This is a genomic window from Yokenella regensburgei ATCC 49455 (assembly GCF_000735455.1).
GTDB classification, from domain to species: Bacteria; Pseudomonadota; Gammaproteobacteria; order Enterobacterales; family Enterobacteriaceae; genus Yokenella; species Yokenella regensburgei.
Genome location: NZ_JMPS01000076.1, coordinates 51,181 through 71,537, shown reverse-complemented (window position 1 = coordinate 71,537; position 20,357 = coordinate 51,181). Strand labels below are relative to the sequence as shown.

Annotated in this window: 20 protein-coding genes; 13 read left to right on the top strand and 7 right to left on the bottom strand. The window is 56.5% G+C overall.

Going from position 1 to position 20,357, the window contains the following annotated elements:
- Window positions 1-25 precede the first annotated feature (25 nt).
- Window positions 26-979, top strand: a complete 954-nt coding sequence (locus tag GYRE_RS19660; RefSeq protein ID WP_051861001.1) for a GlxA family transcriptional regulator — start codon at window positions 26-28, stop codon at window positions 977-979.
- Window positions 980-1,020: 41 nt separating this feature from the next.
- On the opposite strand, the gene azoR is transcribed toward GYRE_RS19660, so the two are convergent.
- Window positions 1,021-1,626 carry an FMN-dependent NADH-azoreductase gene (azoR, locus tag GYRE_RS19655; protein ID WP_006819835.1) on the bottom strand — a complete coding sequence of 202 codons (606 nt, stop codon included), beginning with the start codon at window positions 1,624-1,626 and terminating at the stop codon, window positions 1,021-1,023.
- A gap of 201 nt (window positions 1,627-1,827) precedes the next feature.
- On the opposite strand from azoR, the gene hrpA reads away from it, so the two are divergent.
- Window positions 1,828-5,727 (top strand): ATP-dependent RNA helicase HrpA, encoded by a 3,900-nt coding sequence (hrpA, locus tag GYRE_RS19650; protein ID WP_038257753.1) that lies wholly within the window; start codon window positions 1,828-1,830, stop codon window positions 5,725-5,727.
- Window positions 5,728-5,799: 72 nt separating this feature from the next.
- On the opposite strand, the gene GYRE_RS19645 is transcribed toward hrpA, so the two are convergent.
- Genes GYRE_RS19645 through GYRE_RS19635 form a run of 3 tightly spaced genes read right to left on the bottom strand, consistent with a single transcriptional unit; the run spans window position 5,800 to window position 9,933 of the window.
- Window positions 5,800-7,170 (bottom strand): efflux transporter outer membrane subunit, encoded by a 1,371-nt coding sequence (locus GYRE_RS19645; RefSeq protein ID WP_038257706.1) that lies wholly within the window; start codon window positions 7,168-7,170, stop codon window positions 5,800-5,802.
- Window positions 7,167-8,249 carry an HlyD family secretion protein gene (locus GYRE_RS19640; protein ID WP_038257704.1) on the bottom strand — a complete coding sequence of 361 codons (1,083 nt, stop codon included), beginning with the start codon at window positions 8,247-8,249 and terminating at the stop codon, window positions 7,167-7,169. Before GYRE_RS19640 ends, GYRE_RS19645 begins: the two co-directional genes overlap by 4 nt.
- Before the next feature lie 31 nt (window positions 8,250-8,280).
- The gene (locus GYRE_RS19635) at window positions 8,281-9,933 is read right to left on the bottom strand and encodes an MFS transporter (RefSeq protein WP_038257702.1); all 1,653 of its coding nucleotides are present in this window, start codon (window positions 9,931-9,933) and stop codon (window positions 8,281-8,283) included.
- A 330-nt stretch (window positions 9,934-10,263) separates the two neighbouring features.
- On the opposite strand from GYRE_RS19635, the gene GYRE_RS25050 reads away from it, so the two are divergent.
- The 3 genes from GYRE_RS25050 (at window position 10,264) to GYRE_RS19625 (ending at window position 11,758) form a co-directional block, all read left to right on the top strand.
- Window positions 10,264-10,581 (top strand): hypothetical protein, encoded by a 318-nt coding sequence (locus tag GYRE_RS25050; protein ID WP_245939522.1) that lies wholly within the window; start codon window positions 10,264-10,266, stop codon window positions 10,579-10,581.
- 43 nt (window positions 10,582-10,624) lie between these two features.
- Complete coding sequence (locus tag GYRE_RS25045; protein ID WP_244922349.1) at window positions 10,625-10,885, top strand: hypothetical protein; 261 nt, start codon at window positions 10,625-10,627, stop codon at window positions 10,883-10,885.
- Window positions 10,886-10,957: 72 nt separating this feature from the next.
- On the top strand, window positions 10,958-11,758 hold the full coding sequence (locus GYRE_RS19625; RefSeq protein ID WP_081874684.1) for a YdcF family protein: 801 nt from the start codon (window positions 10,958-10,960) through the stop codon (window positions 11,756-11,758).
- Window positions 11,759-11,798: 40 nt separating this feature from the next.
- Here the strand turns inward: GYRE_RS19625 and GYRE_RS19620 are convergent, their stop codons facing one another.
- Both GYRE_RS19620 and gap read right to left on the bottom strand, forming a co-directional pair.
- Window positions 11,799-12,575 carry an MBL fold metallo-hydrolase gene (locus GYRE_RS19620; protein ID WP_038257750.1) on the bottom strand — a complete coding sequence of 259 codons (777 nt, stop codon included), beginning with the start codon at window positions 12,573-12,575 and terminating at the stop codon, window positions 11,799-11,801.
- Window positions 12,576-12,632: 57 nt separating this feature from the next.
- Entirely contained in the window at window positions 12,633-13,634 is a 1,002-nt protein-coding gene (gene gap, locus GYRE_RS19615; protein WP_006819844.1) for a type I glyceraldehyde-3-phosphate dehydrogenase, read from the bottom strand.
- Between the two features lie 196 nt (window positions 13,635-13,830).
- Here gap and cybB point away from each other — a divergent pair, with 196 nt between their 5' ends.
- The 4 genes from cybB to GYRE_RS19595 all read left to right on the top strand — a co-directional run bounded on the left by cybB (window position 13,831) and on the right by GYRE_RS19595 (window position 15,535).
- Complete coding sequence (cybB, locus tag GYRE_RS19610) at window positions 13,831-14,361, top strand: cytochrome b561 (protein WP_006819845.1); 531 nt, start codon at window positions 13,831-13,833, stop codon at window positions 14,359-14,361.
- Window positions 14,362-14,471: 110 nt separating this feature from the next.
- Window positions 14,472-14,831 (top strand): TehB family protein, encoded by a 360-nt coding sequence (locus GYRE_RS19605; RefSeq protein WP_038257698.1) that lies wholly within the window; start codon window positions 14,472-14,474, stop codon window positions 14,829-14,831.
- Between the two features lie 10 nt (window positions 14,832-14,841).
- Window positions 14,842-15,024, top strand: a complete 183-nt coding sequence (locus GYRE_RS19600; RefSeq protein ID WP_006819847.1) for a DUF1869 domain-containing protein — start codon at window positions 14,842-14,844, stop codon at window positions 15,022-15,024.
- A gap of 118 nt (window positions 15,025-15,142) precedes the next feature.
- Window positions 15,143-15,535, top strand: a complete 393-nt coding sequence (locus tag GYRE_RS19595; RefSeq protein ID WP_146748681.1) for a hypothetical protein — start codon at window positions 15,143-15,145, stop codon at window positions 15,533-15,535.
- A 2-nt stretch (window positions 15,536-15,537) separates the two neighbouring features.
- Here GYRE_RS19595 and GYRE_RS19590 read toward each other — a convergent pair whose 3' ends face one another.
- On the bottom strand, window positions 15,538-16,338 hold the full coding sequence (locus GYRE_RS19590; RefSeq protein ID WP_038257696.1) for an MBL fold metallo-hydrolase: 801 nt from the start codon (window positions 16,336-16,338) through the stop codon (window positions 15,538-15,540).
- A gap of 356 nt (window positions 16,339-16,694) precedes the next feature.
- Between GYRE_RS19590 and GYRE_RS24015 the strand changes: the two genes are divergently transcribed.
- The 4 genes from GYRE_RS24015 (at window position 16,695) to GYRE_RS19570 (ending at window position 20,340) form a co-directional block, all read left to right on the top strand.
- A complete protein-coding gene (locus GYRE_RS24015; RefSeq protein WP_006819850.1) occupies window positions 16,695-16,979 on the top strand; it encodes a hypothetical protein in 285 nt (94 codons plus the stop codon).
- A 115-nt stretch (window positions 16,980-17,094) separates the two neighbouring features.
- Window positions 17,095-17,370, top strand: coding sequence for a metal/formaldehyde-sensitive transcriptional repressor (locus GYRE_RS19580; RefSeq protein ID WP_038257693.1), 276 nt, complete (start codon window positions 17,095-17,097; stop codon window positions 17,368-17,370).
- A 24-nt stretch (window positions 17,371-17,394) separates the two neighbouring features.
- Window positions 17,395-18,513: an S-(hydroxymethyl)glutathione dehydrogenase/class III alcohol dehydrogenase gene (locus GYRE_RS19575; RefSeq protein WP_038257691.1), complete on the top strand. Its 1,119-nt coding sequence runs from the start codon at window positions 17,395-17,397 to the stop codon at window positions 18,511-18,513.
- 156 nt (window positions 18,514-18,669) lie between these two features.
- Window positions 18,670-20,340 carry a methyl-accepting chemotaxis protein gene (locus GYRE_RS19570; protein WP_038257690.1) on the top strand — a complete coding sequence of 557 codons (1,671 nt, stop codon included), beginning with the start codon at window positions 18,670-18,672 and terminating at the stop codon, window positions 20,338-20,340.
- The last annotated feature ends 17 nt before the right edge of the window (window positions 20,341-20,357 follow it).

The window sequence follows — 20,357 nt, the reverse complement described above, 5'->3', positions numbered from 1 at the left end:
CTTAACAACTCTGGAGGCTGCTCACATGGGCGTGAAAATTGGCATTGTGGTTTTTGATGGGATCATCCCTTTTCATCTTTCGGTTCCCTGTGCGGTGTTTGAAAAAGCCGTCACTAGCGGGGGCGATGCGCTCTGTTCGCTGACTATCTGCGCCACGCAACCCGGTACTTTAAATACCAACGCCGGATTCGCCATCGTCGTTGAAAATGGTCTTGATGCCCTGGGCGATATGGACATGGTTATCGTCCCCAGTTGGGATACCCCACAGCATATTCCGGAGCCAGAACTGGTGGCGGCGCTGCAGCGGGCGCATACGGCCGGGGCGCTGGTGGTGGGGCTTTGCATGGGCGCTTTTGTCGTCGCCGCCGCCGGGCTGCTGGCTGGCCGACAGGCCACCACCCACTGGCGCTGGGCTGCGGATTTTCAACGGCGCTACCCAAATGTACGCGTGGATCACGACGTGCTGTACATTGACGAAGGGGACGTGATTACCTCTGCCGGAACCGCAGCCAGCATCGATTGCTGTCTGCACGTGGTACGCCGATTGTGGGGGGCGGAGATTGCCACTACCGTGGCGCGACAGCTGGTGGTGCCGCCGCATCGGCAGGGCGGTCAGGCGCAGTACGCAGAGCATCCGGTACAGAATACCCGCCAGGGGGATAGTTTTTCTCGCACTCTTGCCTGGGCCAGTGAAAATCTGCAATTACCCTTGACGCTGGATGGGGTAGCCGAAAAAGCCGGCATGAGTCGGCGCAGCTTTTCCCGCCGCTTTCGGCAGAATACCGGCAGTAGTTTTGCGGTCTGGCTGTTGAATCAGCGCATTATTCTCGCGCAGCGATTTCTTGAAAAAACCGATCAACCGATTGAATTGATTGCCGGAGAAGTCGGGTTACCGTCAACAACGTCGTTACGACGTCACTTTCAAAAACAGTTTTCGACGTCCCCTTCACGCTATCGTCGTGAGTTTCGCGGGCGTTAAAACAGAAAACCCTCCCACCGGGCGGTGAGAGGGGCAATGCATCAGGCAGCGACGAAGCCGTCGATAGCCAGTTTAGCGTCGTTCTGCGCTTTGGTCGCTACTTCCGGACCGTAAGCCACGCCTTCAGCAAACACGAAGTTCACGTCGGTGATACCGATGAAGCCAAGGAACAGCTTCATGTACGGAGCCACGATGTCGGTCGGGGTATCTTTGTGGATACCGCCACGGCTTGACAGCACGACAGCACGTTTACCGGTAACCAGACCTTCCGGGCCGTTCTCGGTGTAGCGGAAGGTTACGCCAGCGCGAGCGACCAGGTCGAAGTAGTTCTTCAGCTGAGTCGGGATGTTGAAGTTGTACATCGGTGCGGCGATAACAATCACGTCATGCGCTTTCAGTTCAGCGATGAGCTCATCAGAGAGCGCCAGCGCTTCCTGCTGACGTGGGGTCAGCGGAGTATCGCCTGGGCGCAGGGCGCCGACCAGTTCACCATCCAGTACCGGGATCGGGTTGGCGGCGAGGTCACGCACGGTGATTTGATCTGCGGAGTGCTGTTCACGCCATTGTTCAACAAAATAGTCGGTAAGCTGACCAGATTGTGAGTACCCTGCCAGAATACTGGATTTCAGAACTAATACTTTGCTCATGGGTGATTCCTTATATTAGATTGACGGGCCCGTGCCCTGTTGCTTGTTGACACTTTATTCACAATCCTGATGCAGGGATAGCGCAATATATCGAATCCTATGTTCGAATTTATTGAACAAGGCACAGAAAACGTGGATGTGGTACTCTATACCCATTGCGTAAGAACGAACTTTTCCGGCAGTGCGCTGCCCGCTAACACTATGACAGAACAACAAAAAATCACCTTCTCATCACTCTACCCGCAGCTTGATAACCTGATGTTGCGCGACAAACAGCGCTTCTCGCGTCGTCTGCAGGGGGTGAAGAAAGTTAAAAATCCTGAGTCTCAGCAGGCCATTCTTCAGGAAATGGCGAATGAAATCAGTCAGGCTGCAGCGTCGGTTGCACGCCGTGAATCCGCGCGTCCGGCGATTACCTACCCGGAAAACCTGCCGGTCAGCCAGAAGAAACAGGACATCCTCAACGCCATTCGCGACCACCAGGTGGTGATTGTGGCCGGGGAAACCGGCTCCGGGAAAACTACCCAGCTGCCGAAGATTTGTATGGAGCTGGGACGCGGGGTGAAAGGGCTGATTGGCCACACCCAGCCGCGTCGTCTGGCGGCGCGTACCGTTGCCAACCGTATTGCCGAAGAGCTGCAAACCGAGCCGGGCGGCTGCGTGGGGTATAAAGTTCGCTTTAGCGACCACGTTAGCGACAACACCATGGTCAAGCTGATGACCGACGGGATCCTGCTGGCGGAAATCCAGCAGGACCGTCTGCTGATGCAGTACGACACCATCATTATTGATGAAGCGCACGAGCGTAGTCTCAACATCGACTTCCTGCTCGGATACCTGCGTGAGCTGCTGCCACGGCGTCCGGATCTGAAAATCATCATCACCTCCGCGACCATCGATCCTGAGCGCTTCTCGCGTCACTTCAATAATGCGCCAATTATCGAGGTCTCGGGGCGGACATTCCCGGTTGAAGTGCGCTATCGCCCGATTGTCGAAGAAGCCGATGATACCGAGCGCGATCAGCTGCAGGCGATTTTTGATGCCGTGGATGAGCTGGGTCGTGAGAGTGCGGGTGATATTCTGATCTTCATGAGCGGTGAACGTGAAATCCGCGACACCGCCGATGCGCTCAGCAAGCGTGACCTGCGCCATACCGAGATCCTGCCGCTGTACGCGCGTCTGTCGAACAGCGAGCAAAACCGCGTGTTCCAGTCGCACAGCGGGCGGCGTATCGTGCTGGCGACCAACGTGGCTGAAACCTCGCTGACCGTGCCGGGTATCAAGTACGTTATCGATCCGGGTACCGCGCGGATCAGCCGCTACAGCTACCGCACTAAAGTCCAGCGCCTGCCCATTGAACCGGTATCTCAGGCGTCGGCTAACCAGCGTAAAGGCCGCTGCGGACGTGTGTCGGAAGGTATCTGTATTCGACTCTACTCTGAGGATGATTTCCTCTCGCGCCCGGAGTTTACCGACCCGGAAATTCTGCGCACCAACCTGGCCTCGGTCATCCTGCAGATGACGGCGCTGGGGCTGGGCGATATTGCGGCCTTCCCGTTTGTGGAGGCGCCGGATAAGCGTAACATCCAGGATGGCGTACGCCTGCTCGAAGAGCTGGGAGCCATTACCACCGACGAGCAGCAAACGGCCTATAAGCTCACCGCACAGGGTCGTCAGCTTTCGCAACTGCCGGTGGATCCGCGCCTGGCGCGAATGGTGCTGGAGGCGCAAAAACACGGCTGCGTGCGTGAGGCGATGATCATTACCTCGGCGCTGTCGATTCAGGACCCGCGCGAGCGTCCGATGGACAAACAGCAGGCCTCGGACGAAAAACATCGTCGTTTCCACGACAAAGAGTCCGATTTCCTCGCTTTCGTTAATCTGTGGAACTACCTCGGCGAGCAGCAGAAAGCGCTGTCGTCGAACCAGTTCCGCCGCTTATGCCGTACCGAATATCTCAACTATCTGCGCGTGCGCGAGTGGCAGGATATCTACACCCAGCTGCGCCAGGTGGTGAAGGAGCTGGGGATTCCGGTGAACAGCACACCGGCGGAGTATCGTGAGATCCACATTTCGTTGCTGACCGGTCTGCTATCGCACATCGGGATGAAAGATGCCGATAAGCAGGAATTTACCGGCGCGCGCAACGCCCGCTTCTCGATCTTCCCGGGTTCTGGTTTATTCAAAAAACCGCCGAAGTGGACGATGGTGGCAGAACTTGTTGAAACCAGCCGCCTGTGGGGGCGCATCGCGGCCCGTATCGATCCGGAATGGGTCGAGCCGGTGGCTCAGCACCTGCTGAAACGCTCGTACAGCGAGCCGCACTGGGAGCGCGCGCAGGGCGCGGTGATGGCGACCGAGAAGGTGACGGTGTACGGCCTGCCGGTGGTTGCTGCCCGTAAGGTTAACTACAGCCAGATTGACCCGATGCTCTGCCGCGAGCTGTTTATTCGCCACGCGCTGGTAGAGGGCGACTGGCAGACGCGTCACGCTTTCTTCCGCGAGAACCTGAAGCTGCGGGCGGAAGTGGAAGAGCTGGAACATAAAACCCGTCGCCGCGATATTCTGGTGGATGATGAATCGCTGTTTGAGTTCTACGACCAGCGCATCAGCCATGATGTGATTTCTGCCCGCCACTTCGACAACTGGTGGAAAAAGGCCAGCCGTGAAACGCCGGACCTGCTCAACTTTGAGAAGAGCATGCTTATCAAAGAAGGGGCGGAGTCGGTTAGCAAACTCGATTACCCGAACTTCTGGCATCAGGGCAACCTGAAGCTGCGCCTGAGCTACCAGTTTGAACCCGGTGCCGATGCCGACGGCGTGACGGTGCATATTCCGCTGCCGCTGCTGAACCAGGTTGATGAAGGCGGCTTCGAGTGGCAAATCCCGGGGCTGCGTCGCGAGCTGGTGATTGCACTGATTAAATCCCTGCCAAAACCCGTGCGACGTAATTTTGTTCCGGCACCGAACTATGCCGAAGCGTTCCTGGGCCGCGTTACGCCACTGGAGCTACCGCTGCTGGAATCGCTTGAGCGTGAACTACGGCGAATGACCGGCGTGACCGTTGACCGTGAAGACTGGCACTGGGATCAGGTGCCCGATCACCTGAAAGTGACGTTCCGGGTACTCGACGACAAAAACAAAAAACTGCAGGAAGGGCGTGACCTTGCCGCGCTGAAGGCGGCGCTGAAAGGCAAGGTGCAGGAAACGCTGTCGGCGGTAGCCGATGACGGTATTGAGCAGAGCGGCCTGCACATCTGGAGCTTCGGCGAACTGCCGGAAAGCTACGAACAGAAGCGCGGCAACTACAAGGTGAAGGCCTGGCCCGCGCTGGTGGACGAGCGTGACAGCGTGGCTATCAAACTTTTCGATAACCCGCAGGAACAACAGCAGGCGATGTGGCGCGGGCTGCGTCGTTTGCTGCTGCTCAATATTCCGTCGCCGATTAAATATCTGCACGAAAAACTGCCGAACAAAGCTAAGCTTGGACTTTACTTCAACCCGTACGGCAAAGTGCTGGATCTCATCGACGACTGCATCTCCTGCGGCGTGGATAAGCTGATCCACGAGGCGGGTGGCCCGGTGTGGAGCGAGAGCGGTTTTACCGCGCTGCACGATAAGGTTCGCGCCGGGCTCAACGAGACGGTGGTGGAGATAGCCAAACAGGTCGAGCAGATATTGACCACGGTGTTCAATATCAACAAACGCCTGAAAGGGCGTGTGGATATGACCATGGCGCTGGGGCTGTCTGACGTAAAATCGCAGATGACCGGTCTGGTGTACCGTGGGTTCGTCACCGGCAACGGATTCCGCAAACTTGGCGATACGCTGCGTTATCTGCAGGCGATTGAGCGTCGGCTGGAGAAAATGGCAATCGATCCGCACCGCGATCGGGCGCAGATGCTGAAAGTCGACAGCGTTCAGCAGGCGTGGCAGCAGTGGTTCAACAAACTACCGCCTGCCCGTCGTGACGATGACGACGTCAAAGAGATCCGCTGGATGCTTGAAGAGCTGCGCGTCAGCTACTTTGCGCAGCAGCTGGGAACGCCGTATCCGATTTCGGATAAGCGTATTTTGCAGGCGATGGAACAGCTGGCGTAGTTGGATGCGCTGCGCTTATCCGGCCTGCTGGCGAGAGTAGGCCGGATAAAGCACTCGCCGCATCCGGCAGGTCTACACAGCGCTCCAGCCGCCGCCCAGCGCACGGTAAAGATCGATTTGCGCCAGCAGCAGGCTGTTTTTCACCTGAACTTCACTGAGCTGGGTGCTAAACAGCGTGCGCTGCGCGTCCAGCACGTCAAGATATGAAGAGTAACCGTTGCGATAACGGTTGCTGGCAATGCGCAGCGTCTCCTGGGCGACCGCTTCCTGGCCGCGCAGTTCCTCCAGCTGTTCCCCAAGACGAGCGATAGCGTCGATGCTGTCGTTAACCTCTCTGAATGCGTTACGCACGGTTTTCTCATAGCCGTACAGCGCCTGATTACGCTGCGACATCGACACGTCGACCTGGGCATTCAGCGCCTGGCGGTTGAGCAACGGCGCCAGAATACTGCCGCCGACGCTCCACAGGCTGAGCGGATTATCAATAAGCCCCGACAGCGTGTCTTTCTGCAGGCTGCCGGTGGCGGTGAGATTGATTGACGGCAGCAGCTGTGCCCGCGAGGCGGCGAGGGTGTTATCAGCGGCCAACAGCTGGCGCTGGGCCTGCACAATATCCGGGCGGCGGTTAAGCAGGGTAGACGGCAGCTGTGACGGCAGCATCAGCGGCGTGAGGCTGGCAAACTCCCCGCGACGCAGCGTCGTCGGATTTTCACCGAGAAGAATACTCAGGGCATTCTCCTGCAGGGTTATCTGGTGCTGTATCTGCGGCACCTGCGCCCGGGTGGCGCGCAGTTCAGAATCGGCCTGCATTAGCTCCAGGCGTGAGGTATAGCCGGTCTCATACTGACGTTTAGCAAGCTGGTAGGCCTCTTCGCGGGATTTCAGCGTATCTCGCGTTACCTGCAGCTGCTCGTCGAGTGAAAGCAGGGTGACATATCCCGCAGAGACGGCGGTGGCAACGGTGAGGTCGGCGGCTGCTGCCGCTGCTTTTTGTGCATCCAGCGAGGCTCCGGCGGCGCGCGCGGTGCTGCGGTTGGCTCCCCACAGGTCAACGTCGTAGCTGGCCGTCAGATTGCCGCGATACAGCGTACTGTGCAGCGGTAGCCCGGTGGCGGCCGACTGCGCCCGGGCGCGGGTGGCGTTGAGAGCGACGTCCACTTCAGGGAACAGGCTGCCTTCGCTGGCGTAAACCCGGGCCTGATACTCGTTTACCCGTTCGCGGGCGATGAGCACATCGCTGTTGTAGCGCAACGCCTGGTCAACATAACCGTTCAACTGGCTATCGTGAAAATTGCGCCACCAGAACCCTTCGGCCGCGCTCGACGGGCCAACCGCCGCCCGCCACTGGGCCGGGATGGTCAGCGTGGGTGCCGCCTGTTTAACATCGGCAGACTGACATCCTGCAAGCAGCAGAGCCGCCGCAATCAGCGTAAGGCGCCTCATGGCTTCTCCTTATGCGTGTCGATATCCACCTGTACCGACATCCCCGGGCGCAGCTGGCTCACCAGCTTTTCGTCTTCGTTAATGGTTATCCGCACTGGAATGCGCTGGGCTATCTTCACAAAGTTCCCGGTGGCGTTATCCGGGGAAATGGCGCTGAATTCGACGCCGGTGGCGGGCGAAATGCGCTCCACCACGCCGCGGAATTCTTTATCGTTCAGCGCATCGACGGTAAAGACCACCGGCTGACCCACGCGAATATGCGCCAACTGCGTCTCTTTGACGTTGGCTATCACCCAGCGCGGCGGTGGGACCAGCGAGGTGAGATGCGTTCCGGCGCTGACATACGCGCCCAGACGCACGGCAATCTGCCCCAACTGGCCGTCGCGCGGGGCAATAATTTTACTGTTCTGCAGGTCAATCTGCGCCAGCTCCAGGCTTGCTTTGGCGTTTTCTACGTCGGCTTGCAGCGCGGCGTGGTTAACGATGGTTGACTGTAGATCCTGGCGCGAGACCTCAAGCGTCGCTTTGGCCTGCTCGATATCGGCACTGCTTTGTGCGGCCCCGGCGAGCGCCGCGTCGCGTTCACGAATCGACAACGAACCATCGGCAGTCAGATCTTTCACCCTGCGTAAATCGGCCTGTGATTTCTGGCTCTGCGCCCGGGCGTTCTGCAGCGCGGCTTCGTTGCGGGCAATCACCGCTTCGGCACTTTTTCGCTGCTGCTGGTTGTTATTGAGCGCCGCTACTTTCATGGCGAGCTGGGCTTGCGCCTGATGAACACGCTGTTTATAGATACGATCATCAATCTGAATCAGCACATCACCCTGTTTGACGTTGTCAAAATCACGGACGTTGACCGCCGTAATATAGCCGTTGACCTGGGGGCTGATGAAGGTGGTAAGCCCGCGGACATAGGCGTTATCGGTAAACTGGCTGTGGCGGGTGAACGGCGGCAGTTGCCACGCGTAGAGAATAACCAGCACCCCCACGAGGCCGATAGCCGCGGCGGTAAATATCGACACGACCTTCAGATTATTGCGGGTGTTGGCCTGCGCTTTGGCAGCATCCTGCTGACTCATAACCACTCCATGAATAAAACGTCAAACATCATTATTTGCTTCCTGTTGCGCGTTTGAGCGCTAAATAGGCGGTGATCTTCAGGCGTAACAAACGCCAGAGAAGCCACAGCAGCGCGACCCCGGAAACCGCGGCGGTCAGTAAGTAAGTATCGTTCCAGGCCAGAATATTGGCCTCCAGCGCGCTGGCGGCCTGCAGCTGGGTAACGGCCTGGGTGCCGAGCAGCGCGCTGTCACCAATCAGATTCTGGTACATCTGGCTGTAGAGCTGGAGTCGCTCATTTACCAGTGGATTAAGGGTCGTGAGCTGGTCGGCGATAACGCTTGAGTGAAACTTCTCCCGCCAGGTCTGGAAGGTGCCAAGAATGGCCGATCCAAGAAGCCCGCCGATGTTCTGGCTCATGCCGAAAAGCACCGAGAAACTGACCAGATTGCGCGGGTCGGCAACCACGCCGCCGATGCCGACAATCATGGCTGGCGCAAGGAAGTAGGTGCTGCCAAAGCCGATTAAAAACTGGCTTAGCATCAGCTGATCAGGCCGTGTCAGGCTGCTCGACTGGCTATCCAGCAGGGAGGCAACCATCATCGCCGTGAGCGAAATAATAATCGGCAGGACCAGTTTTTGCGGCTTCAGCGTCAGGCAACTGGCAACGATGCCGCAGACAATACCGGCAAAGATTGACCAGGCGAGGCGCGTCATCTGCTCATTCTGTAGCCCCACGTACTGCAGCCAGCCGATGATTCCGGTGTTTTGCTCTGCCAGCGCGATGCGAATAAGCAGCATGATGAGGCCAAGGCGGACAATACTGCCGCTCGACAACCAGCGGGTGTTGAGCAGCGGGTTGCTGCGATTATGTTCAAATACCAGGGCTGCGATAATCAGTACCGTTGCCGCCGCCAGCGACCAGCCAATCCACGGCGCTTCAAACCACCAGACGAGTTTGCCAAGGGACAGCACGGCGCAGAGCAGCGCCATCCCGGGGGCGAGCAGAAAGAAGGTGATGAAATCTTTCTTTTCAAAAACTTTTTTACGGTCGCTTGGCGGCAGTTTCAGGGCGATAACGCAGGCCAGGGAAACCAGCGCCAGGCCCAGCTCAAAGAAGTAGAGCCCGCGCCAATTGTCGAGTTGTAAAAGCTCCGTGGAAAACAGACGGGCAATGGGGATCGCCAGCGACGAGCCGGTTATTCCGATGGTCAGCCCTTTTAAGCGGTGCTTCGCGGGCCAGGCCTGAATTTGATAGTAAATACCGAGCGAGCTGAGCGCTGCAGCCACCATGCCGTGCGCGGCACGCACCATCATGGCGCTGCTGAGATCGTTAACGAACAGGTGGAAAAACGTCACCAGTACGTACAGCACCAGAAAGCCTTCGGTGAAGGCGCGCAGCCCGTACTGTTGGCGAAACTTCACCAGCAGCAGGTTGATGGAGATGTTGGTCATCACGTAAACCGCCGGTAGCCAGGCGATTTCCGTCGACCAGGCGGCAAACGTACCCTGCAAATTTTGCAGGTTAGCGGCTACTACCGCGTTACCGAGCGCGCCGGTCAGGCAGACCAGGAGGCCAACAATGCCGTAGGCAATACGCTTCGGTGTCGTATGTTCCGGAGTCGAGGGCGAACCCAAAAGCACCGGTTTTTCGTGTGGGGCCCAGTCGTGCGGGGCGTAGGGATCACGTTTCGGCAGGTGCATGAATGATAGATTTTATGAATGAATTTGGCTCGGGCGAGTTTACCTTTGATAGAAAATATTTATCAAGTGAATGGTTTGAGTATCCGTGCGAATTTCTTATGGGAATACCTATTAAGACGATTTTAAGGAAGCGGGACACCTGCGTTAGAGTGTAAGTATTTTCATTATCTTGTTTTGTGAGCTGGTTAGTAAAATAAACTCTTTCGTTTTGTTTTTATTTACAGGGGTTACGTCGAAGTGGAAAGATAGCGAAGGTTTTACAATCAAAAAATTCAGATGATTCTGATGTCTGGATTGAGTTGCATCTAACAATTAGCCACGGGCCAGATTATGAAAAGAAGAACTTTTATAAAGTCTGCTGCACTGTTATCGATAGCATCAGCGGTGCCGGCATATTCTAATACCCCACAAGTATGTTCGGCTTTGACGAATAATATTGACACAGCAAAAGGCGAAGCGGTTGCGTTAATCAGCGATTTGCATATTAACGACGACCCATTGATCGCCGAATTTACCACCGCACTGCAGAATATAAAGCGTCGTGGTATCAACAATATTATACGGTGGGTTTGGCGAACAGGACCAGAAAATAAAAACGCTGCTCATGCAGCGGCAATATGGAACCTTGATCGAGATACCGTCATTTAACCGTACCGAGAACGGTCTGATTGAAAAGGGATACGGATTCATCATGTATTTGCAGAACGAAAATGTGCTATTTGAGGCATGGAATTTCTTCACCGACACCCATTATCCCGAATACGATATTCATATCCGCCAGCAGGCCGTCGCGACACTATTAAATAATAATGACTGCCAGCAACGCCTGCGCGCAGAACGCTATCCGTGGCAGGAGATAGCCCAACAAAATGACGGTGGCGATGATATTACCGACGGTCCTGAACATTTTGGCATTCGCAAACTGTGGCCCGCCTGGCGATGGCAGGTTTAAATTCATCGTGCGGGCAATAATCGGCGGTGCAGTGGTATGATAGTGGGCTGGGACGACTGAGAAGAGAACATGATGCCAACGCCTTTTGCACTATTATCCGACGCCACGCTCAATGCTGCCAACGTGCTTGGTAGCTGGCTTGCCGAAAACGACTATGCACCGCGCCCGCAGCCGGGTGAGGGCGACGTGGTGGTGCTGGCGGGAAACGCGGTGATCCCAACAATAGATGCTGCCTGCCAGCTGGTGGCGGGCGGTGAGCAAATTCTGCTCATCAGCGGTGGTATTGGCCACTCCACGTCTTTTCTGTACGACACCATTGCCCACCATCCGCGCTATAGCGCCATTGCGACGACCGGCCGTCCGGAGGCCGCTATCCTCGCGGATATCGCGCATCAGTTCTGGAATATTCCTCAGGATCGCATCCTCGTTGAGGATAAATCGACAAACTGCGGGCAAAACGCCTGGTTCACCCGGGCGATGATGGAAGACGTCGGTCTGGCGTGTCGCCACGGCATTGTGGTGCAGGATCCGACGATGCAGCGCCGCACCATGGCCACCTTTACCCGCGTGTGGCAGGAGGCAGAACAGGCGCCGGTATGGACGAGCTATCCCGGGTTTATCCCCGTATTACGCCACGACGAAGGCGGCGTTCGTTTCGACGGAGAAGAGGCGGGGCTGTGGGCGGTAGAACGCTATCTGTCGCTGCTGATGGGTGAAGTGCCGCGCCTGCGCGACGACGCAGAAGGCTACGGACCGCTCGGCAAAGACTTCATTGCCCACGTTGAAGTTCCACCGGAAGTCGAGGCGGCGTGGCAGACGCTGCGTGACGACGAGCCGCTACAGAACGCGCTGAAAAGCCGGGCGCTGGCTTGAAGGTGACCCGCTGGAGATCTCTTCAGCGGGCAAATCTGATTCAGAAGGTCAAGGTTTCGCCGTCGGCAGGAACGCGAACATGCTGTTCAATTTGCTCTGCTGCGGCATAGGCCCGCAGCTCGTCGCGGCTCAGGATACAATGATTCACCGCCTCCATATGTGAGGCTATGATCACCGCATGAGGTAACACCTGGTGCGTACCCAGCACATCCTCTTTTCCCATGATGATGGCGCCAATGCCGTCGACCATTGCCTGACCGGCATTTAACACCACGACATCGGGTCGATGGGTGCGAAGACTCTCTTCATAGGGTTTCACCCAGATGGTATCGCCAGCGATATACAGCGTTTTTTCTGCAGGATCTTTAAACACCAGGCCACAGGCGTCGCCGAGAAACGCGGCCATCTGCGGGTTGGCGTAGGCTTCGTCGCTGCCGTGCTGACCCGTTGTTTTGATGATGGTGATGCCCGCTACGCGGTTTTCCGTCAACAACGTCTGTACGTTGGTGAATCCCTGGGAACGTATAAGCGCAGCATCGCTGTCGTTTTGCGTATAAATGGGGATGGCGGTGGGGAGCGCCTCTCGGGCGGCATCATCCCAGTGATCCGGATGCGTATGGGTGATAAGAACGGCATCAACATCAATAAGTTCAGCAACCGGCACCGGCAGAGCGACCAGCGGGTTACGCAGGTGGGGGCGGGCAGTACCGGGAAAACCGGGAGAAGAGGCCTTATCGGCGAACATCGGATCTATCAGAAACCGCCTTCCCGCATAATCCAGACGTAATGTGGCATTGCGAATCTGTTGAATTTTCATCAGCATTTCCCGACAACGGTGACATCGCGGAGGGCTTAGCCTCCGCGAGACCGGGTATTACAGCTTGTTGAATTTATCCAGTACCCGAACCAGCTGGGTCACGAACCCGTACTCGTTGTCGTACCAGGAGACGGTTTTCACTAACTGCAGATCGCCCGCTTCGGTGATTTCGGTTTGAGTGGCATCAAACACTGAACCGAAGTGTGAACCGATAACGTCGGAGGAGACGATTTCTTCTTCGGTATAGCCGAAGGATTCGTTCTTCTCGGTGGCTTTTTTCACCGCCTGATGAATTTCATCGACGGTGACTTTCTTGTTCAGAATTGACACCAGCTCGGTGACGGAGCCGGTTTTCACCGGTACGCGCTGGGCGTGGCCTTTGAGCTTGCCGCTAAGCGCCGGAATAACCAGACCGATGGCCTTTGCCGCCCCGGTGGTATGCGGAATGATGTTTTCCGCCGCCGCGCGGGAGGCGCGAAGATCTTTGCCACGCGGCCCGTCGACCAGCGCCTGGGTGCCGGTGTAGGCGTGAATGGTGGTCATGGTGCCAAGTTTAATGCCAAAAGCATCGTTCAGCACTTTCGCCATCGGTGCCAGGCAGTTGGTGGTGCAGGATGCCACCGAGATAATGGTGTCTTTAGCATCGAGCGTGTCATCGTTGACGTTATAAACGATGGTTTTCATCTCGCCCGCAGGGGCAGAGATAAGCACTTTCTTCGCCCCGGCATCCAGGTGCGCCTGTGCTTTTTCGGCGGAGGTGTAGAACCCGGTACATTCGACAATTAACGTGGCCCCCGCGGCTTTCCACGGGATATTTTTCGCGTCTTTTTCGGCGTAGACCGTGATTTTTTTGCCGTTCACAATCAGCGCGTCTTCGGTGTAGTCCACGCTCCAGGGGAAGGGACCGTAGTTGCTGTCATGCTTGAGCAGGTAGGCCAGTACTTTGGGGGAGGTGAGGTCGTTTATCGCGACGACTTCGACCGGGGTTTTGACTTCGAGAAGACGGCGCAACACCAGGCGGCCAATACGTCCAAAACCATTTATGCCAATTTTACTCATGGAATACTCCTTAGATGAGAATTTAACAGGTCGGGATGTATAAACTTATCCAGGCATAGCGCACTCTGTTGAATGGGGCAAACTATCATTGCGATACACAGATTAAGCACTTGAAAATCTATACAGAAAAGTTAATGAATTTTTAAGGAAAGGTCGTTATGTTGTGCACATCACACTTTTGGTAGCGGGAACTGAGATGCGCGACAAATATTCGGGATTGCAGATAGGTATTCACTGGCTGGTCTTTTTGCTGGTTATCGTCACCTATACGGCGATGGAAATACGGGGCTTCTTCCCAAGGGAGTACCGTCCTGCGTTTAACATGGTGCACGTGTCCGGTGGCATCTCGATTCTGGTATTGATGGTGGCGCGTTTACTGATTCGCCTGAAGCGCCCGGCGCCGCCAATTGTGCCGAAACCAAAACCGATGATCACCGGGATGTCGCACCTTGGTCACCTGGTTATCTATCTGCTGTTCATCATTCTGCCGATTATCGGTCTGGTGATGCAGTACAGCAAAGGGAGCCCGTGGTTTGCCTTTGGTCTTACCATGCCGAGCGCATCGGTGGCTAATTTTAAGCTGGCAGATACCCTGAAGGAGTACCACGGCTTTCTTGCTAATTTAGGCTACTGGGTCATTGGTATTCATGCTGCTGCGGCGCTGGCACATCACTATTACTGGAAAGATAACACCCTGTTGCGGATGATGCCGCGCAAGCGTTCCTGAGTTAACCCCTAAGGATAACATGCATCTAAACTGCACGTTTTGTGTGGTCACCCTTCTCTGAGAGTGGTGTAATAGTCCTCACGGACTCACGCTCTGAGAAGGGGAGCAGCATGTTACGCATTCCACCTGACTGTATTCACACCCGTTCCACTCCCTTGTGGAACAACCAGACCGCGCCCGCGGGACTCTTTCAGCGTCACCTCGATAAAGGCACCCGTCCGGGCGTCTACCCGCGCCTGTCGGTGATGAAAGGCACGGTCAAATATTTAGGTTATGCCGACGAGCACAGCCCGGAGCCGGTAGAAGTGATGGTCATTGAGGCAGGGCATTTTGCCGTCTTCCCACCGGAGAAATGGCATCACCTTGAGCTGGTTGGCGACGATACCTGGTTTAACATCGATTTTTATGTTGCACCTGAAGTGCTGCTCGCCGGGTCCGGCATGCAGCAGAGTGCAAAAGCGAAGAAGTAAGGAGAAGAAAATGGCGAAGGCAACCTATACCGTGACGGTCACAAACAACAGTAACGGCGTGTCTGTCGATTATGAAACCGAAGCGCCGATGACCCTGCTGGTGCCGGAAATTGCCGCTAACGTGGTGAAAGATCTGGTTAACGTCGTCAGGGGCTATGACACCGAAGAAGACAAAGAGGTTTGTGGCTGGTAGTCATTAACCTGCAATATGCATGACGAAACGAGTTGTGCTTACCACATTAACCACAAAATCCGGGCGTATTATTCCTGCGTAACTTGAGGGATTAATGCAACCCAATCAGGAGATTTTTGTGGTTAATAAAATTGCAGAGCCTACGAAACCAGCGACTAAACCCACGGGCAGCACAGCAGGCTGGAAGGCGCTTTCGCCCGGCGGCGATCAGAACTTTACGGCGCTTCTGAGCAATGTCAAAACGGAGGCGAAAAGTAAAGTTCACTTTGCCAGACTAACGCCCTCCGTGCTCAAGCAAACGGTGAATTTTTTCAGCGCCCACAGCATGAGCACTCCGCATCCGGCGGCACATAAAAGCACGACAGCGAAGCCGCTATCTGACGAGCATAAAGCGCTGTTGCAGTTTAAAACGGCCCTGCTGGCGTCGCGTGAGAACTACGTCTCAACCACCCGGCAGTTGCTCAAACCTGATAGCGGGCAGTCGAAACTGCCGTACATCAAGCTTTCCTAGTATTATTCCAGCACGATGACATCGCCCGTTGCCGGGGAGACCATCTTCGGCAACCACAGCCGCGCCCAGTCGCCGGTGCAGTGGCAGCCCATCACCAGCTCCGGCTTTTCCTGCTTTAGAAACTGGCGAACCTGTAACAGCGTGCGCGGTGAGGCGCTGCGTAAATGGAATCCGCCAATCAACGCGTGAATGCGCTTGATACCGGTTATCTTCTGGCAGTGGCGCACAATATTGATAATCCCGCGATGCCCGCAGCCGGTCACAATCACCAGCCCGCGATCGGACTTATAGATAATCACCCCTTCGTCAATCACGTAGTCGATTTCTTCCGCTGCCCCACCCAGAGCACCGTAGGCGCGGGGATTGTCGACATGGATTTCGCCAGACCACATAAAGCGCTCGCTGATGTGTAGCGGCTCTGTGCGGTAATCCATCTGATGACGACTGTAGTCGTTAGCACGGGAGAGGGTTTTGATTCTTCGGCTAAAGCCAGCCAGCCTGACGACGGCGAAGCGTTCGCGGCCAACCTGGGGGTGGCAGATGATGCGCGTATTGTCGGCAAGCCAGGGCACACCACCGCAGTGGTCGTAGTGGCCGTGCGACAACACAACGGCGGTAAGATTGGCGAGTGAAATCCCCATACGTTGCGCATTATGCTGAAAACTGGCGTCCGGTCCGGTATCAAACAAGATGCGGGTCTCGCCGTCCTGCAGCAGCAGGCTCAGCCCGGCGCGGGCGATGAGGGCAGGGTCTGCGCCCGGGGCGCGGCGGTTTTCCAGCAGCACGCTGAGGGTAAGGGCCATGGGACTCGTTCCTGTGAGTTTCCGTTGCGTAGCAGTATATCCTGCGGCTTACGTCGCACCCAGCAAAAAAGATGCTCGCAAGCGCTAATGAAAAGGTGCTATATACTTAACCCTGGTCTTTGAGTGGTTATCAAAGACAGACTGTGAAACTGCAGCCGAATCGTCAGTGAAAGGCTTTACCTTAGCTGGCGTGCTCGAAAAGAGCGCATGAACATGCCGGTAACGCTGAACCATAGACCCACCAGTTATCGGAACATTTTCGCGAATACTTTCCTGGATGGTTGCGACACTATCGCGAGATAGGCTGACCTGCACTCCGTCTTCCTGTCCGCGTTTTATCAAACAGGAGGAAGAAAGTGAAAGCTGAATACCTCATCATTGGAAATGGACTGGACGGCGAGGTTATTGTTGAGGATTACCCCCAGAGAATACTCTCCCTGTCAGGCACCCCCCCGAAACTGACGGGTTCCCACCGTGGCCAGACCGCAAAAACGTTCGAAGTTGACCATATCCGCCATAACCGCCAGTTTTACGCCGTAGCGGTAGGCCGGGCGACCTGCGCCCAGGAAATTGTCACGCTGATTGAAAATAGCGGTATCAGGCCAATCCCAGAGGAGGTGCTGGACGTTTTTCATGCTTAACGGTTGGTAGTGAATGTTTCACCGGAGCCTGATCAACTCCGGTGAGATGGCGAGCCCCGTTTACAGGACAGAATAATATAGATACCATACCCCCCTATAGTATACAGGAGGGTTTATGCCACATTCCCCGGAAGACAAAAAACGCGCCCTTACGCGCGTGCGTCGCATACGCGGCCAGGTAGAAGCGCTGGAAAGGGCGCTGGAGTCTGGCGAGCCGTGCCTGACTATCCTGCAACAAATCGCCGCCATTCGCGGGGCCGCCAACGGCCTGATGGGCGAAATGGTTGAAATGCACCTGAACGATGAACTGGTCAGCGGGGACACCACGCCGGATCAGCGCGCGCTCAGAATGGCGGAAGTGGGTCATCTGCTACGCTCATATCTTAAATAATTCACCAATAAGGGAAGAGACAATATGAAATCACGTGCCGCCGTTGCGTTCGGGCCAGGTCAGCCGCTTAAGATTGTCGAGATTGACGTGGCGCCGCCGAAAAAAGGCGAAGTGCTGATTAAAATTACCCATACCGGCGTCTGCCACACCGATGCCTTCACCCTGTCTGGTGACGATCCGGAGGGGGTATTCCCGGCGGTGCTCGGCCATGAAGGCGGCGGGATTGTGGTTGAAGTCGGCGAGGGCATCACCAGCCTGCAGCCGGGTGACCACGTTATTCCGCTGTACACCGCCGAGTGTCGTGAATGTAAGTTCTGTAAGTCGGGCAAAACCAACCTCTGCCAGGCCGTGCGCGCCACCCAGGGCAAAGGGCTGATGCCGGACGGCACCACCCGTTTCTCTTATAACGGCGAGCCGATTTACCACTACATGGGCACCAGCACCTTCAGTGAATACACCGTTTGTGCCGAGATCTCTTTGGCGAAGGTGAACCCGCAGGCGCCGCTGGACAAAGTCTGCCTGCTCGGCTGCGGCGTGACCACCGGCATTGGTGCCGTCCACAACACCGCTAAAGTTAAAGAGGGCGATACCGTGGCGGTGTTCGGCCTTGGCGGCATTGGTCTGGCGGTTATCCAGGGCGCGGTGCAGGCGAAGGCCGGACGCATTCTGGCAGTCGACACCAATCCGGAAAAATTCACTCTCGCGCGTGAAATGGGCGCCACCGACTGCATTAACCCGAACGACTACGACAAACCGATTCAGGACGTGATCGTTGAGCTTACCGACGGCGGCGTCGACTTCAGCTTTGAGTGCATTGGCAACGTCAACGTCATGCGCGCGGCGCTCGAGTGCTGCCACAAAGGCTGGGGCGAGAGCGTCATCATCGGCGTGGCGGGCGCGGGCCAGGAAATCAAAACCCGTCCGTTCCAGCTGGTGACCGGTCGCGTATGGCGTGGTTCGGCGTTTGGCGGCGTGAAAGGGCGCACCCAGCTGCCGGGCATGGTAGAAGACGCGATGGCGGGTAAAATTCGCCTCGATCCGTTTATCACCCACCGTATGCCGCTGGAGCAGATCAACGAGGCGTTCGACCTGATGCACGAAGGCAAATCCATTCGTACCGTTATCCACTTCGGCGAGAAGTAATCTCTCTCCCGCGCCGGTTCCCGGCGCGGGCTATTCATAAATTGTGCTGAAGTGTGACCTGTGTAGCGATTTTAGCCGTAAGCAAAACAGCGGGCGGGCCGATGACAATCTTACGGGCGTGTTTGTACGCATAACGATAAGAGAGAGTCGAAGGTCATGGACACAACAGCAGCGCAAAAGCTGAGTTTTTTGCATCATATTCGCCTGGTTCCCCTGTTCTCCTCTATCCTCGGCGGCATCATGCTGCTGTTCGCGCTGAGCTCTGGCCTGGCGGGCTATTTCCTGCTGCAGGCAGATCGCGACCAGCGCGACGTCACCGAAGAGTTGCAGGTGCGAATGGGGTTATCTAATAGTTCGAACCACCTGCGCTCGGCGCGTATCAACCTTATTCACGCCGGGGCCGCCAGCCGTATCGCCGAAATGGACGATATGAAACGCAATATCGCCCAGGCGGAAGAGCGCATTGCCCAGTCGCAGGCCGGTTTTAATCAGTACATGGAGCGGCGGGTAAAAACCGACGCCGGAAAAGCGCTCGACAACGAACTGACCACGCGCTTCCAGGCCTATATTGCGGGGATGCAGCCGATGCTGAAATATGCCCGTAACGGTATGTTTGAGGCGATTATTACCAGCGAGAACGAGCAGGCTCGCCCGCTGGACGATGCCTATAACCAGGTGCTGCTGCAGGCGATTAATATCCGCACCGAGCGCGCTAATCACCTCACCGAACTGGCCCAGCAGCGCACCCGTCTGGGGATCATCTTCATGGGCGGGGCGTTTATTCTGGCGCTGGTGCTGTCGGTGTTAACCTTCGTCGTACTGCGCCGGACGGTGATCCATCCGCTGGTGCGTGCGGCAGGGCGCATCGAGCGCATTGCGGCAGGCGATCTGACCGTCGCCGATGAAGCGACCGGACGCAGTGAAATCGGTAAACTAAGCCGCGACCTGCAAAAAATGCAGCGCTCTCTGGTGCAAACGGTCGGTACCGTGCGTCAGGGCGCGGAAGAAATTTATCGTGGCACCAGCGAAATCTCCGTCGGTAACACCGATCTCTCTTCCCGTACCGAACAGCAGGCCGCCGCCATCGAAGAGACTGCCGCCAGCATGGAGCAGTTGACCGCCACCGTGAAACAGAACGCCGACAACGCTCATCACGCCAGCAAGCTTGCGGAAGATGCTTCCGGCAAAGCCACGCGCGGCGGGCAGATTGTCTCAGGGGTGGTCAGCACCATGGGCAGCATCTCTGCCAGTTCGAAAAAAATCTCTGAAATCACCGCGGTGATTAACAGTATCGCTTTCCAGACCAATATTCTGGCGCTGAACGCGGCGGTTGAAGCGGCGCGCGCCGGTGAGCAGGGGCGCGGTTTTGCGGTGGTGGCGAGTGAAGTCCGCACCCTGGCCAGCCGTAGCGCCCAGGCGGCAAAAGAGATCGAAGGGCTTATCAGCGAATCGGTGACGCTTATCGATCGCGGCTCCAGCGAAGTGGTTGCCGCAGGCAGCACCATGGGCGATATCGTTGACGCGGTGAAACGCGTGACCGACATTATGCTCGAAATTGCGGCGGCCTCCGATGAACAGAGCCGGGGTATTACGCAGGTGAGCCAGGCGATCACCGAGATGGATAACGTCACCCAGCAGAATGCGTCGCTGGTGGAAGAAGCCTCGGCGGCAGCGGCATCGCTCGAAGAGCAGGCGGCACGTCTCACCGAGGCCGTCGGTGCGTTTCGTTTGCAGAGCAGCCCGGCTGCCCGCAGGACGTCAACGGCACCGCTGCGCCAGCCGCTGCAACCCGCTACGGTTGAAAGTGAAAACTGGGAAACGTTCTGACAATTAAAGGGACCTGC

Bases quoted from the DNA above. Each gene is read 5' to 3' on its own strand.
- GYRE_RS19575 (WP_038257691.1), top strand. From the start codon at position 17,395: ATGAAATCACGTGCCGCCGTTGCGTTCGGGCCAGGTCAGCCGCTTAAG.
- GYRE_RS19625 (WP_081874684.1), top strand. From the start codon at position 10,958: ATGCCAACGCCTTTTGCACTATTATCCGACGCCACGCTCAATGCTGCC.
- GYRE_RS19645 (WP_038257706.1), bottom strand. From the start codon at position 7,170: ATGAGGCGCCTTACGCTGATTGCGGCGGCTCTGCTGCTTGCAGGATGT.
- GYRE_RS19640 (WP_038257704.1), bottom strand. From the start codon at position 8,249: ATGAGTCAGCAGGATGCTGCCAAAGCGCAGGCCAACACCCGCAATAAT.
- GYRE_RS19590 (WP_038257696.1), bottom strand. From the start codon at position 16,338: ATGGCCCTTACCCTCAGCGTGCTGCTGGAAAACCGCCGCGCCCCGGGC.
- GYRE_RS19620 (WP_038257750.1), bottom strand. From the start codon at position 12,575: ATGAAAATTCAACAGATTCGCAATGCCACATTACGTCTGGATTATGCG.
- hrpA (WP_038257753.1), top strand. From the start codon at position 1,828: ATGACAGAACAACAAAAAATCACCTTCTCATCACTCTACCCGCAGCTT.
- GYRE_RS19635 (WP_038257702.1), bottom strand. From the start codon at position 9,933: ATGCACCTGCCGAAACGTGATCCCTACGCCCCGCACGACTGGGCCCCA.
- GYRE_RS25045 (WP_244922349.1), top strand. From the start codon at position 10,625: ATGTATTTGCAGAACGAAAATGTGCTATTTGAGGCATGGAATTTCTTC.
- GYRE_RS25050 (WP_245939522.1), top strand. From the start codon at position 10,264: ATGAAAAGAAGAACTTTTATAAAGTCTGCTGCACTGTTATCGATAGCA.
- GYRE_RS19600 (WP_006819847.1), top strand. From the start codon at position 14,842: ATGGCGAAGGCAACCTATACCGTGACGGTCACAAACAACAGTAACGGC.
- GYRE_RS19570 (WP_038257690.1), top strand. From the start codon at position 18,670: ATGGACACAACAGCAGCGCAAAAGCTGAGTTTTTTGCATCATATTCGC.
- GYRE_RS19605 (WP_038257698.1), top strand. From the start codon at position 14,472: ATGTTACGCATTCCACCTGACTGTATTCACACCCGTTCCACTCCCTTG.
- gap (WP_006819844.1), bottom strand. From the start codon at position 13,634: ATGAGTAAAATTGGCATAAATGGTTTTGGACGTATTGGCCGCCTGGTG.
- azoR (WP_006819835.1), bottom strand. From the start codon at position 1,626: ATGAGCAAAGTATTAGTTCTGAAATCCAGTATTCTGGCAGGGTACTCA.
- GYRE_RS19660 (WP_051861001.1), top strand. From the start codon at position 26: ATGGGCGTGAAAATTGGCATTGTGGTTTTTGATGGGATCATCCCTTTT.
- GYRE_RS19580 (WP_038257693.1), top strand. From the start codon at position 17,095: ATGCCACATTCCCCGGAAGACAAAAAACGCGCCCTTACGCGCGTGCGT.
- cybB (WP_006819845.1), top strand. From the start codon at position 13,831: ATGCGCGACAAATATTCGGGATTGCAGATAGGTATTCACTGGCTGGTC.